The organism is Gilliamella sp. CG16 (assembly GCF_046635785.1).
GTDB lineage: Bacteria > Pseudomonadota > Gammaproteobacteria > Enterobacterales > Orbaceae > Gilliamella > Gilliamella apicola_I.
This window is the reverse complement of sequence record NZ_JBIDFL010000005.1, coordinates 92512-105224: the sequence shown is the minus strand read 5'-3', so window position 1 is coordinate 105224 and position 12713 is coordinate 92512. Positions and strand designations below refer to the sequence as shown.

At 35.5% G+C, this 12713-nt stretch carries 11 protein-coding genes; 7 read left to right on the top strand and 4 right to left on the bottom strand.

Annotation, left to right across the window (positions count from 1 at the left end):
* The first annotated feature begins 202 nt into the window (after nucleotides 1-202).
* Together ACGH47_RS07145 and ACGH47_RS07140 are read left to right on the top strand one after the other, a co-directional pair.
* On the top strand, nucleotides 203-1618 hold the full coding sequence (locus ACGH47_RS07145; RefSeq protein ID WP_267352543.1) for an OprD family outer membrane porin: 1416 nt from the start codon (nucleotides 203-205) through the stop codon (nucleotides 1616-1618).
* Between the two features lie 11 nt (nucleotides 1619-1629).
* A complete protein-coding gene (locus ACGH47_RS07140; protein ID WP_411623071.1) occupies nucleotides 1630-4311 on the top strand; it encodes a beta-N-acetylhexosaminidase in 2682 nt (893 codons plus the stop codon).
* 76 nt (nucleotides 4312-4387) lie between these two features.
* Here ACGH47_RS07140 and rraB read toward each other — a convergent pair whose 3' ends face one another.
* Nucleotides 4388-4786, bottom strand: coding sequence for a ribonuclease E inhibitor RraB (gene rraB, locus ACGH47_RS07135; protein ID WP_267352545.1), 399 nt, complete (start codon nucleotides 4784-4786; stop codon nucleotides 4388-4390).
* 70 nt (nucleotides 4787-4856) lie between these two features.
* Here rraB and rnm point away from each other — a divergent pair, with 70 nt between their 5' ends.
* From rnm to rluB, 3 genes are all read left to right on the top strand, one after another.
* Complete coding sequence (gene rnm, locus ACGH47_RS07130; protein WP_267360283.1) at nucleotides 4857-5693, top strand: RNase RNM; 837 nt, start codon at nucleotides 4857-4859, stop codon at nucleotides 5691-5693.
* A 104-nt stretch (nucleotides 5694-5797) separates the two neighbouring features.
* Nucleotides 5798-6421, top strand: coding sequence for an L-threonylcarbamoyladenylate synthase (locus ACGH47_RS07125; RefSeq protein WP_411623070.1), 624 nt, complete (start codon nucleotides 5798-5800; stop codon nucleotides 6419-6421).
* 266 nt (nucleotides 6422-6687) lie between these two features.
* The gene (rluB, locus tag ACGH47_RS07120) at nucleotides 6688-7572 is read left to right on the top strand and encodes a 23S rRNA pseudouridine(2605) synthase RluB (RefSeq protein ID WP_267360285.1); all 885 of its coding nucleotides are present in this window, start codon (nucleotides 6688-6690) and stop codon (nucleotides 7570-7572) included.
* A gap of 401 nt (nucleotides 7573-7973) precedes the next feature.
* On the opposite strand, the gene pgm is transcribed toward rluB, so the two are convergent.
* Nucleotides 7974-9611: a phosphoglucomutase (alpha-D-glucose-1,6-bisphosphate-dependent) gene (gene pgm, locus ACGH47_RS07115; protein ID WP_267352549.1), complete on the bottom strand. Its 1638-nt coding sequence runs from the start codon at nucleotides 9609-9611 to the stop codon at nucleotides 7974-7976.
* Nucleotides 9612-9690: 79 nt separating this feature from the next.
* A complete protein-coding gene (locus ACGH47_RS07110; protein ID WP_065559380.1) occupies nucleotides 9691-10200 on the bottom strand; it encodes a hypothetical protein in 510 nt (169 codons plus the stop codon).
* 392 nt (nucleotides 10201-10592) lie between these two features.
* Between ACGH47_RS07110 and ACGH47_RS07105 the strand changes: the two genes are divergently transcribed.
* Nucleotides 10593-11087, top strand: coding sequence for a glycine zipper 2TM domain-containing protein (locus ACGH47_RS07105; RefSeq protein WP_267352550.1), 495 nt, complete (start codon nucleotides 10593-10595; stop codon nucleotides 11085-11087).
* A gap of 255 nt (nucleotides 11088-11342) precedes the next feature.
* Nucleotides 11343-11750 (top strand): lactoylglutathione lyase, encoded by a 408-nt coding sequence (gene gloA, locus ACGH47_RS07100; RefSeq protein ID WP_267352551.1) that lies wholly within the window; start codon nucleotides 11343-11345, stop codon nucleotides 11748-11750.
* 89 nt (nucleotides 11751-11839) lie between these two features.
* Here the strand turns inward: gloA and gmk are convergent, their stop codons facing one another.
* Complete coding sequence (gmk, locus tag ACGH47_RS07095) at nucleotides 11840-12493, bottom strand: guanylate kinase (RefSeq protein WP_267352552.1); 654 nt, start codon at nucleotides 12491-12493, stop codon at nucleotides 11840-11842.
* Nucleotides 12494-12713 lie beyond the last annotated feature (220 nt).

The window sequence follows — 12713 nt, the reverse complement described above, 5'->3', positions numbered from 1 at the left end:
TTATGCATTATGAAAACACCTTATTCACAGGAGTTTTAGATTAATTTAGTAAATTTAACCAATTGTTTGTACAGAAGATTGACATTAATTTTGTCGTATTTTATTGATTTTAGGTAGAAAATGATTTTTTGATCCATAAAGATAAGTTGTTAACGGACTAATCTGATCGTTGATTTAAAAAAGTCATTTCAAGGAAGCAGATATGAATTTTTATAACCCCCTATTGACCACTCGTTCACTCAGTCGTATCACTAAGCTCATTTTGTCTTGCTCCATTTTAATCAGTGCGTTGCCTGCACAAGCAGAATATACCCATCCCTTTGTTGAGGATGCTTCATTAACCGGTAATGTCTTTTTTTGGAATCGTGATCGGGAAAGAAAGAATGTCACTCAACATAAATATGAGAAAAACCTAAGGCATACTTCTTTCAATACCAATCTGGATTTTAAAACAGGTTATATAGCCGATATGTTTGCTTTAGAATTGGGCGGCTATGGTGCTTGGGAAGTCAGTAATGGTGGTAATGGTCATCCTAATGAAATCGGTTTTAGTGGTGCCAATAATCGTTGGGACGAAAATTGGAAAAAAGATATTAGTGGTCTTAGTTTCTATAAAGCCCAAATGAACTTCAAACTTGATGAACTATTTTGGCTCAAAGCGGGGTATATTCAACCGTCAGGACAAACGTTGCTTGCTCCACACTGGAGTTTATTACCAGGCACTTATCGAGGCGTTGAATTTGGTACAAAGCTTGATTTTGACTCTGCGGGGGTGTTATCTATGTCCTATATGTGGGCAGATAAATATAAAGCACCTTGGTATAAACGACTTTATGAATTTAGACAATGGCAAAAAGGAAGAAAGATCGATTACTTACATTCTGCTGGTTTGAAGTATGATTTTAAAAATAATGTCGTGCTAGAAGGCGCATTTGGTCAATCCCATAACTATATGAATCAGTTTTTTGGTAAAGCGTCTTATCAATTAGATATTTTGGATAACCCGTTAACAATGAGTTATCAATTTTATGGTGCGAAAGATCAGTCTCATAAGGGAGCTAAAGTATATGATGGTTTAGCATGGTTACAAGCTGCGACGTTAGGTTATCAAATGGGGCCAGTAGGGTTACGTCTTGAAGGTGTAGCAGTTAAAGCAGAAGGTGAACAAGGATTCTTTTTACAACGAATGACGCCTGATTATGCTTCCTCAAATGGTCGTTTAGATGTCTGGTGGAATTCACGTTCAGATTTTAATGCCAATGGTGAAAAAGCATTATTTGCAGAAGTTACCTATGATTTAAGTCATCTATCACACTATTTATCTGGTTGGAGAACTGGCGCTTCGTATGCTTATGGCTGGGATGCTAAACCAAGTACTAATAAAGATTTTGACCAAAAAAGACGGTTGATTGAATCAGCGTATAACTTCGATTTAGGTTATACCGTACCACAAGGTTTTGCTAAAAACACCTCTTTCCAGTTACATTATACCAAATATAATAACCACTCAAAAATACCAAGCTGGAGTGAAGGTTATGGCAATATTTTCCAAGATGAACGAGATATCAAATTTATTGTTACCGTTCCATTCACTATATTTAATGCAAAACAAAAATAGGTAATAAAATAATGAAAAAGCTTAAAACTGCAATACTTGCAACCTCGATAGCCTCTTTATTAAGTGTAGGCGTTACACAATCAGCTTATGCAAATCAAAAGACAGTTGATGTAATGAGTGCTCAACTTAATGTTAAATATACTGTTAATGATAATCAGGCAAATGATCATGGTATCAATTGTGCTACTTTAGGTGCGGATTGGGCTGCATGTAATAAAGTGACTATTTCGTTAACAAATAAAGGTTCAGCAATTAATGATAAAGATTGGGCAATTTATTTTAGTAGTATTCGTATGATTTTGTCGGTTGACAATGAGCAGTTTAAAATTACACACCTAACAGGTGATCTTCATAAAATTGAGCCGACGGATAAATTTGTTGGTTTTCCTGCTAAAGGCACTATCGAAATTCCTATGATTGGTGAATATTGGATCTTGAGCGAAAGTGATATTATGCCTCGTTGGTATGTGACATCGACCAATGCAACCCCTAAAATTATAGCAAATACCAATACAGATTCTGATAATTTATCGGCATTTGTGTCGCCAATTAATCAACACTGGAAAAGAACGGCTGATGATCATAATATTTTAATGACACCCGTCAATCGTTTTCAAAATAATGCCGATATTGAAAACTTATCGGCAGAAGCATTACGTGGGCAAATCTTGCCAACACCAAGTAAAATATCCATTGGAAATGAAGATATAACGCTCGATTCGCAAGGGGTAAATTTAGTTTTAAATGGATTAAATCAAGACAGTTTAGCCGTCATACAGACTGAATTTAAAGCATTAAATATCCCGATTACTCAACAAGGCTTTAAAATACAAGCAACAATCGAACCTGAACAATTTTCCCAAAAGCAAGCAGGGGCTTATCAATTAGTAATCAACAAAGACAAAGCAATCATTACAGCTTATGATGAGACTGGAATTTTTTACGCGATCCAATCCATTTTATCGACAATTTATGTCGATCATTCTCATACCATTCCAACACTTAATGTCATTGACTCGCCTCGATTTGAATATCGTGGTGTCATGCTTGATATTGGCCGTAATTTTAAATCTAAACAGGCCATTTTGCGTTTATTAGATCAAATGGCAAAATATAAAATGAATAAATTTCATTTTCATTTAAGTGATGATGAAGGTTGGCGAATTGAGATCCCAGGATTACCAGAACTCACCGAAATTGGTAGTAAACGTTGCCATGATCTTACTGAACAAACTTGTTTACTTCCTCAATTAGGATCTGGTCCTGATAGTAATACATCTGTCTCGGGATATTTAAGTCGTCAAGACTATATTGAAATTATTAAATACGCTAAAGCACGGTTTATTGAGGTCATCCCAGAGATTGATATGCCTGCTCATGCTAGAGCGGCGATTGTCTCTATGGAAGCACGTTATAACCGTTTAATGAAAGAAGGCAAAGCACAGCAAGCGAACGAATTCCGTTTAGTTGACCCAACGGATACTTCTAACACGACAACTGTTCAATTTTATAATCGATTAAGTTATTTAAACCCTTGTCTTGACTCGTCTAAACGGTTTGTAAATAAGATTATTGATGAAATAGCTAGCATGCACATCGAGGCAGGCCAACCTTTGACAACTTGGCATTTTGGTGGTGATGAAGCTAAAAATATCCATTTAGGATCTGGCTACCAAGATTTACAGCTTAAAGAAAAAGTTGCTTTTAAAGGTATTATCGATCAAAGCAATGAAGACCATCCATGGGCTAAATCACAAGCATGCCAAGCTTTTATATCTAAGGGTATTGTCAAACAAATTGAACATCTACCAAGTTATTTTGCTGAGCAGGTTAGTACTATCATTAAGGAACATGGTATTGACCATATGCAGGCTTGGCAAGACGGCATGAAACATGCCGACAGTGCTAAATCTTTTGCTGTTGATAAAGTCACGGTGAACTTTTGGGATACTCTTTATTGGGGTGGGGCTGACTCAGTCAATGAATGGGCAAATAAAGGCTATCAAGTCATTATTTCGAATCCGGATTATGTCTATTTAGATATGCCATACGAAGTCAATCCTAAAGAAAGCGGTTATTATTGGGCTACACGTTACAATGATGAACGTAAAATATTTACTTTTGCGCCTGATAACTTACCTCAAAATGCTGAAACGTCGTTAGACCGCGACGGCAATCCATTCACCGCTAAAGGTACACTTAATTGGTCGGGCGCTTACGGATTATCTGCGCAAATTTGGACAGAAGATATTCGTAGCGATAATAAAATGGAATATATGGCATTTCCTCGTTTGCTAGCGGTGGCAGAAAGAGCGTGGCACCAAGCCGATTGGGAACTTAGTTATCAAAAAGATCGTGAATTCATACAAGGGAAAACACAGTATGTGGATCAACAAAAATTACGGCAAGATTGGGTACGTTTTGCTAACTTAGTTGGTCAGCGAGAATTAGCGAAATTGGATTTAATGGGAATAGATTATCGATTACCTATCCCAGGGGCTAAAATTGAGAACAATCAGCTCAATGCTAATATTGTTTTTCCGGGATTAATTATAGAATATTCGACGGATAATGGTAAAAATTGGCATCGCTATACTGATCCCGTGACAATTAAAAAAGGTGATGTTGTATCAGTACGTAGTCTTTCAGCTGATCGAAAAAGAATAAGTCGTATTGAGCAAGTTAACGAGTAATCGAAACAGTTTACCATTTTTATCCAATCACCATTGGATAAGAATGGTAAATAATTAGTTCAATGTTTCTAGGCTATTAGTGTAACGTTTCATTATCAAAGACGCTATCATCTAAAATATCGTCACTTCCGTCTTCAAAATAAGTGCCCCAACCGTCATAATTCACATTAAATTGGTGCGCCAACGTCATAATTTGGGCAATTTGTGCATTGATTAAATCAGCACTGAGGGGGCTTTCAGCGATGATATCAAAACCAATAATAACGTTACCAGAATCATCGACATCTTCATCAGGATCTGTTGCTTCATAACCTAATTTATAGGCTTCTACTGCAACTTTTTCAAGTTTATCAAAGTTTTCTGAAGAAATATGATGTTCTATCAAATACAGCGCATGGGGATCACTCCCATCTTCTAAAAGTTCATCAATAATTGATTGAGTATCTTGTTGGGCAAGCAGAATTTGATCTTTCATAATATACCTTTTAGTGGTCACGCAAATTGTGTGGTATATTACACGTTTAAAAATAATTTTCGAGAAAAAAGTGATCGTAGATTTGCATTCTCATACTATAGCCTCTGATGGTGTTCTATCACCAAGCGAGCTGGTTAAACGTGCTGTCGATAACCAAATTGACATATTAGCGATAACGGATCACGATACCATAAAAGGAATTCCCGAAGCGCAAAAGTTGATCTTAACTGAAAATCTTCCGGTTAAACTGGTGAGTGGAGTTGAAATATCAACCGCTTGGAAAAATAATGAAATTCATATTGTTGGATTGAATATTGATATTGAGAATCAACAATTATTAACATTGCTTCAAGCTCAAGAACAAGGTCGGATTGATCGCGCAATGGCAATTAGCTATAAATTGGGCAAGTTACATATTGATGATGCTTATGAACAAGCAAAGACTTTTTCAAAGGGGGATATTGTGTCTCGTGCACACTTTGCTCGATTTCTTGTTGCTCAAGGTTTGGTCAAAGATGTGAAAACGGCATTTAAAAAATATCTTGGAAAAAGTGGATATGCTTATGTACCAGCAAAATGGTGTAGTATTGAAGAGGCAATAACGGCGATTCATGTGGCAGGTGGACTTGCAGTATTAGCGCATCCGACTCGTTATGATTTAACTGGCACTAAATTAAAATTATTAATTAATGATTTCAAAACTTGGGGTGGTGATGCTATTGAAGTTTCGCAAAGCCGACAAACACAAGATGACTTACAGCGATTAGCTAAATTAGCCAACGAATTTGAACTGCTTGCTTCGCAAGGTTCGGATTTTCATGATCTGGTTAACTATTTAGATTTAGGAAAAACGCCCCCTTTGCCAGGCAGTGTCACACCGATTTGGCATAATTGGAAACTAAATTAATATGGACTAAAATTGCTTTAAGTTAACATGCTATCAACCTTCATGATAGCCAATCTGACATTGTAAAAAGTGTTTTAAATTTAATATTAATATAGAAGAACATTATGAGCCAAACTTTTTATATTCATCCGGACAATCCTCAAAATCGATTATTAGAACAAGTTGTTAAAATCTTAAAAGAGGGTGGCGTTATCGCTTTTCCTACTGATTCCGGTTATTCATTAGGTTGCTTGCTTGATAATAAAAATGGTGTTGAGCGTATTTGTAAAATACGACAGCTTGATAAATATCATAATTTTACGTTGATGTGTCGAGATTTATCGGAATTATCTTCCTATGCAATGGTCGATAATATTATGTTTCGACTGTTAAAAAATAATACGCCCGGTAAATACGTTTTTATTCTACCTGCAAGTAAAGAAGTACCACGTCGCTTGATGAATGACAAGCGAAAAACCATAGGGTTGCGTATACCGGACAACAAAATTGATTTAGCGTTACTGGATTTATTAGGGCAACCATTGATGACCACAACGTTAATTTTACCAAATGAAGAGGAAGCGCAATCCGATCCGGATGAAATTGAGGATAGAATTGGACATCTACTTGATGCTGTTGTCCATGGTGGTTATATAGGTCAACAACCTACAACCGTTATTGATTTAACAAATGATTACCCTGATATTATTCGTCAAGGAAGTGGTGATATAAAACCTTTTGAATCGTGATCAAATATTTCAAGAGCTCACTATTAAAAGCATCTGGATTATTTAATCATGGTAGCTATTTATTATGTGTTTTTGAAATATTGAAGTTCAAATTATGGATAATCTAAAGATTTTGTTTGGTAAACACTATCCATTTTTAAGTTAGTCAAGCTGAGCACTATCGTATTAATTGTAATGCTAGTAAAGCAATATGAGTAAATCGTCGTTTTTCACAAAACGAACAAAGATATAGTTAATCTGATACCTGTGAAGGTAGCGAGGAAAATATGAAAAAAGTAAATGACAATACTGAAAAGTTGCAAAAAGTGTTAGCTAATTTAGGTAATGGCTCACGTCGTGAAATTGAGGCGATGATAGCCGCAGGAAAAATTAGCGTTGACGGAAAAATTGCAACATTAGGTGATAGGGTTGATGTAAATGCTAACCCTAAAATTCGAATTAATGGACACTTAGTTCAGCTAAGAAGTAAAGAAAAAACGGTTTGTCGTGTATTAGCCTATTACAAACCTGAAGGGGAAATCTGTTCGCGAAGCGATCCACAAGGGCGAGCAACGGTTTTTGCTCGATTACCGCGTTTAAAAAATGCCCGTTGGATTAATATTGGACGATTGGATATTAATACTTCCGGTTTACTCCTTTTTACCACAGATGGTGAATTGGCTAATCGATTAATGCATCCTCGTCATGAAATAGAACGTGAATATGCGGTACGTGTATTTGGAAATGTGACTGATCAGCAAGTTAATCAATTACGCAAAGGGGTGCAACTTGAAGATGGCCCAGCTTCTTTTAAATCTGTAAAAGCGCAAGGTGGTGATGGTTTAAATCAGTGGTTTAATGTCGTCATAACTGAAGGGCGTAACCGTGAAGTGCGACGAATGTGGGAAGCGATTGATGTACAAGTAAGCCGTTTGCTGCGTATTCGTTATGGCAATATAACCTTGCCTAAAGGTTTATCACGAGGAACTTGGATGGAGTTAAGTATTGATTCGGTTAATTATCTACGTGATATTGTCGGATTAGCAAAAGAATCCAAATCATTCATTGACGCCAAAACGGATAAACGTAGTTTCAGACCAAAAAGAACTAAACTTAACAACTTGTCAAAATCATCAAGACAAGCCACAGCCAAAAAACCAACACGAATCTAAAAACTAAATCACATCCTCAATAAAAAACATCAATTTATTGGGGATATGATGACATCTATCCAATTTTTCTTACATAAACAGTAAACCACTTATCATTAACTTCACTGATTAAGTTGATAAACTTAATTTTAATTTATAAATTATTTGGTCACTCAATTGTGGTTTAGACCTTGTTATTGTTGTTGTAGATTTTCCAAATTTAGACTTAAATAACTTGAAATTAACAAATATAAATAAAGTAAAATGACTACGAAAACATTAAGCGTCAAATGTTCACAATGAAGGTGTATTAAGCATATTTCATTAAGCTATATACAACTACCTATAAAAATAAACAATAAAAAATCTTTTTCGTACATTCATAATTAAAAGCCGACATAACGTCGGCTTTTTTGTTTCAATTACTTAATGGCATTAGCAACAATTTGTTGTGCTTCTTCTTGAAGTAAAGCTAAATGCTGATTGCTGATAAAACTTTCCGCATAAATTTTATACGCATCTTCAGTGCCAGAAGGTCGGGCTGCAAACCAGCCATTTTCAGTGATAACTTTCAATCCACCAATTGGGGCATGATTAGCTGGCGCAGAGGTTAAACATTGGGTAATTTTTTCACCCGCAAGTTGATCGGTTGTCAGTTGGCTTGCATCAAGTTTGGCTAGTTTTTGTTTTTCAGCAAATGATGCGGGTGCCTGGATTCTGCCATAATAAGAAACGCCAAATTTATCCTCAAGTTGTTGATATTGTTCTTGAGGGTTTTTGCCTATTTTGGCGGTCATTTCTGCTGCCAGTAGACATAAAATAATCCCATCTTTATCGGTTGACCAAACTTTACCATTCGTTCGTAAAAATGATGCGCCTGCACTTTCTTCACCGGCAAAACCTAATTGACCATCATAAAGTCCTTGGGCATACCATTTAAAACCGACAGGATATTCTAAAAATTTTCGGTTTAAACTATTTGCAACGCGATCTATCATTGAACTTGTCACCACTGTTTTGCCAATGGCAACATCTTTATGCCACTCTGGACGGTGCTGAAATAAATAATTTACACAAGCTGAAAGATAAGCGTTTGGGTTCATTAATCCTTTTGGCGTAACGATCCCATGGCGATCAAAATCGGTGTCATTACCGAATGCTAGATCAAACTTGTCTTTTAAATTTAACAAACCATCCATTGCCCAGCGGCTTGAACAATCCATTCTGATCACTTCGTCGTGATCTAAATGCATAAAACTAAAGGTAGGATCAATTTTGTTATTTACAATATCAAGATTCAGACCATACTTTTCAGCAATTCGAGGCCAATAGGTAATACCTGCGCCACCTAATGGATCAACGCCTATTTTAAGCGATGAAGATTTAATCAATGCAAGATCAACAATGTTTTCCAGATCGTTAATATAATCAGTCTCATATTCTTTGGTATGAATAAATTGTGAATGAGTGGCTTTGTCTAATGAGACCCTTTTCACACCGTCTAATTGCTGTTTAAGGAGTTCATTTGCTCGATGTTCGATTTGTTTAGTGATGTCAGTATCAGCAGGGCCACCATTTGTTGGATTATATTTAATTCCACCATCTTCTGGGGGATTATGGGAAGGAGTAATGACAATACCATCAGCAAGCTGTGATTTTTTATCTTGATTATACGTTAAAATTGCATGTGAAATAACTGGAGTAGGGGTATATCCCCAATCATGTGCAATAACAACAGTCTGTTCGTTAGCAACGAACACTTCAAGCACTGATTTGAGCGCTAATTCAGATAAAGCATGCGTATCTTGACCAATAAAACAAGGACCAGTGATACCATGGGATTTACGGTATTCGGCAATAGCTTGAGCGATAGCGAGTATATGGGCTTCATTGAATGTGCCTTTATTTGAACTACCTCGATGTCCTGAAGTGCCGAAAATCACCAATTGGCTGATATTATCGGTATCGGGTTTAATTCGAAAATAGTTATCTTGTAAGGTTTCCACATTGATTAGATCAGAAGGTTTAGCTAATAATCCCGCTCGGCTATGGTTTGCCATTTTTCGCTCCTCTACATAATTTTTAATCATTTGATAATGGTTACAGCGCTTTTCTGATTAATATGTGACCACAGAAATTTTATTTCACTGATGTTGAAAACACATCTTTAATTTGGTTAATCGTATTTTCTGAAATCCCCATGTCGCTCATGATTGATTCAATGATATAAATTTTTCTTGCCGTATTGGTATTACTGATTACCCAATAAGGTGTGCCAATAATTTCACGAGGTTTAGTATTTTTACCCGAAATCTCTAAAGATTTTTTATCTTTGGCTAGATATTGGCGTTTACTACCATGAAGCGATGTCGCCGCAATGGCAAAAAGTGCTGGATTATAGTTATAAAGCGCAGCGAGTAATAATAAAAAACGACTGATAATCGATTTTTCATTCGTAAAGGTATCGCTGGTTAACAAATCATTGAACATCGAGTAATGACTTTCTAAATGAACTTTGGCGTTTGAGTTAACAGGATCCGCTTCTATTTTTAACAAACGTCGCAATATACTTGATGCATCTTCACCGATGTGTTTTGTTTGCCCTGCAATAAATTTATATAATTCGTCGTCAATTTCGATAGTTTTCATTATGTTAATTATGCCTATTAGATTATCTTACTGGACACCCTTGTACAGCAATATTGTCAATTTTATGTAAGTTTTTTGTTACGCTATTATTTAAACAATCATTATGAACCTCATCTTGCGGCTTAATGTTTGTTATTACGTCATTTTTTTGTTGTTGATATGAATTATGACAGGCCGATATCATAACTGATAATAATAATTGAAAAAATAACCGTTTCATATACTTATTGTATGTCATATAAACTATTAACTTGAGTATACTCCAACTTAAATGTAAATTGTATTATCTATTGATAAAATAATGAAAAAGATATTGTTGTTATTGTAAAAGAATATTATGCTTAATCTGACAAAAAAAGTATAACTTCAATAATATATATGGGGAATCAAATATGAAAAAAATTGTTTTGACAAGTATCATAGTTGCTATCCTTTCGGGATGTAGTAATAGTGATATCTATTCTGGCGATGTTTATACAACCGATCAAGCGAAACAAGTTCAACAAGTAAGTTATGGCACTGTTGTTTCAGTAAGACCAGTTAAAATTCAAACAAATGCATCTAATGGACGAAGTGAAAATGTGGTAGGTTCATTAGGTGGTGCTGTGATTGGTGGTGTACTTGGTAACACCATTGGTGATGGAGCCGGTAGAGCTTTAGCCGTTGCAACAGGTGCGATTGGTGGTGCGTTAATTGGTAACACAATCGAAGATAAAGCAAGCCAATCAAATGCGGTTGAATTAGAAATTAAGCAAGCAAATGGTGCAAATATTGTGATTGTGCAAAAAGGCACAACCAAAGAGTTTTATGTTGGTCAACAAGTTAGATTAGTGAGTAATGGAAGGCAGATAAGTGCTTCTCCTCGTTATACTACTTCAACACAATAGTTGTCATTAAAAGTTACTAACCCATTTATTATTAGTTTACATTCCAAGACTTTTGTTTATACCTTGTATAAATAAAAGTCTTTCTATCTATTTTATATGAAAGCGATTTCATACTCTACTTCATCTAAACTACTAAACGTTTTATCACTCGGTTGATAATGTTTTGCCTGCTATGACACCAAAAAAATTTGCGTCACTAAATATGAACATATAAACTCAATATTAATTTCACTAATAAAAAGGAATATTTTAGCAATGCGCATTTTACATACGATGATACGTGTAGGAGACTTACAACGTTCTATTGATTTTTATACTCAAGTTATGGGAATGAAAGTATTAAGAACAAGTGAAAATACAGAATACAAATATTCGTTAGCTTTCGTCGGTTATGATGATGAATCTGTCAGTTCCGTTATTGAGCTAACGTATAACTGGGGAACGCAAGAGTATGACCATGGTAATGCATTTGGTCATATTGCTATTGGTGTTGATGATGTCGCCAAAATGTGTGAAGATGTTAAACTTGCTGGTGGTAACGTAACCCGTGAAGCTGGTCCCGTGAAAGGTGGAACGACCATTATTGCCTTTGTTGAAGATCCCGACGGTTATAAGATAGAACTCATTCAGAATGATCAGGCTGATCAAGGACTAGGTAATTAACGCTAACGCTTTTATATATCGCCGATAACATCGGCGATATGTGTATTAAATAAGTATCAAATGATTAGTACTCAACTATATCAGCATGATTAATAATTATTGTGCGTTAAAAGTTTTGTGAAGAATGATTGATGAATGACTTCTTGTTTATCACGCTCTAAACTTGCAGCAATAATGATAGAATTAAGGGCGTTTAATGAAGTGTTAAAATCATCATTAATAATCACATAGTCATATTCATGATAATGTGAAATTTCAGCTTGTGCTTTTGCCATTCTTTTACGAATAACTTGTTCGGTATCTTGTCCTCGCTTAATAAGACGATGTTCAAGTTCTGCTAACGAGGGTGGTAAGATAAAAATACTTTTGGATTGTGGCATTTTTTCTCTAACTTGCTGTGCACCTTGCCAATCAATATCTAAAAATACGTTAACTCCTTGTAATAAGCTTTGCTCAATTTCTGCTTTCGAAGTACCATAATAGTGATCAAATACGTTTGCATATTCGACAAATGCCTGCTGACTAATCAATGACTCAAAATGGTCATGATCCACAAAATAATAATCTTCACCATGTTCTTCGCCTGGTCTTGGCGCTCGGGTGGTATGCGAAATTGAAACTTTTGCCGGATACTGATTTTTTTGCTCTAAATAAGCCCGAATCAAACTTGACTTTCCTGCTCCACTCGGAGCCGAAATAATAAAAAGTGTACCCGTATACTGGTTTGATATGTTATTTTTCATATAAAATCGATTTTGATTATCTTAAAAAACAATTTAAAGGATTATAACAAATTTACAGGCGGAGTGGTGCATAGTCGAACTATTTATCTTAATAATTACTATTAACCCGATCAAACTACATTACTGAGTGTAATTACGTTAATGTGATCCTTGTTAAAATAAGTGAATATTTTGCCTAGACTGAAAACGCATAACAAACTGGTCAATCATTTCATTTAAA

Excerpts from the sequence above, each read along its gene's own strand:
- ACGH47_RS07145 (WP_267352543.1), top strand. The coding sequence starts at position 203 with ATGAATTTTTATAACCCCCTATTGACCACTCGTTCACTCAGTCGTATC.
- ACGH47_RS07140 (WP_411623071.1), top strand. The coding sequence starts at position 1,630 with ATGAAAAAGCTTAAAACTGCAATACTTGCAACCTCGATAGCCTCTTTA.
- rraB (WP_267352545.1), bottom strand. The coding sequence starts at position 4,786 with ATGAAAGATCAAATTCTGCTTGCCCAACAAGATACTCAATCAATTATT.
- ACGH47_RS07125 (WP_411623070.1), top strand. The coding sequence starts at position 5,798 with ATGAGCCAAACTTTTTATATTCATCCGGACAATCCTCAAAATCGATTA.
- rluB (WP_267360285.1), top strand. The coding sequence starts at position 6,688 with ATGAAAAAAGTAAATGACAATACTGAAAAGTTGCAAAAAGTGTTAGCT.
- pgm (WP_267352549.1), bottom strand. The coding sequence starts at position 9,611 with ATGGCAAACCATAGCCGAGCGGGATTATTAGCTAAACCTTCTGATCTA.
- ACGH47_RS07110 (WP_065559380.1), bottom strand. The coding sequence starts at position 10,200 with ATGAAAACTATCGAAATTGACGACGAATTATATAAATTTATTGCAGGG.
- ACGH47_RS07105 (WP_267352550.1), top strand. The coding sequence starts at position 10,593 with ATGAAAAAAATTGTTTTGACAAGTATCATAGTTGCTATCCTTTCGGGA.
- gloA (WP_267352551.1), top strand. The coding sequence starts at position 11,343 with ATGCGCATTTTACATACGATGATACGTGTAGGAGACTTACAACGTTCT.
- gmk (WP_267352552.1), bottom strand. The coding sequence starts at position 12,493 with ATGAAAAATAACATATCAAACCAGTATACGGGTACACTTTTTATTATT.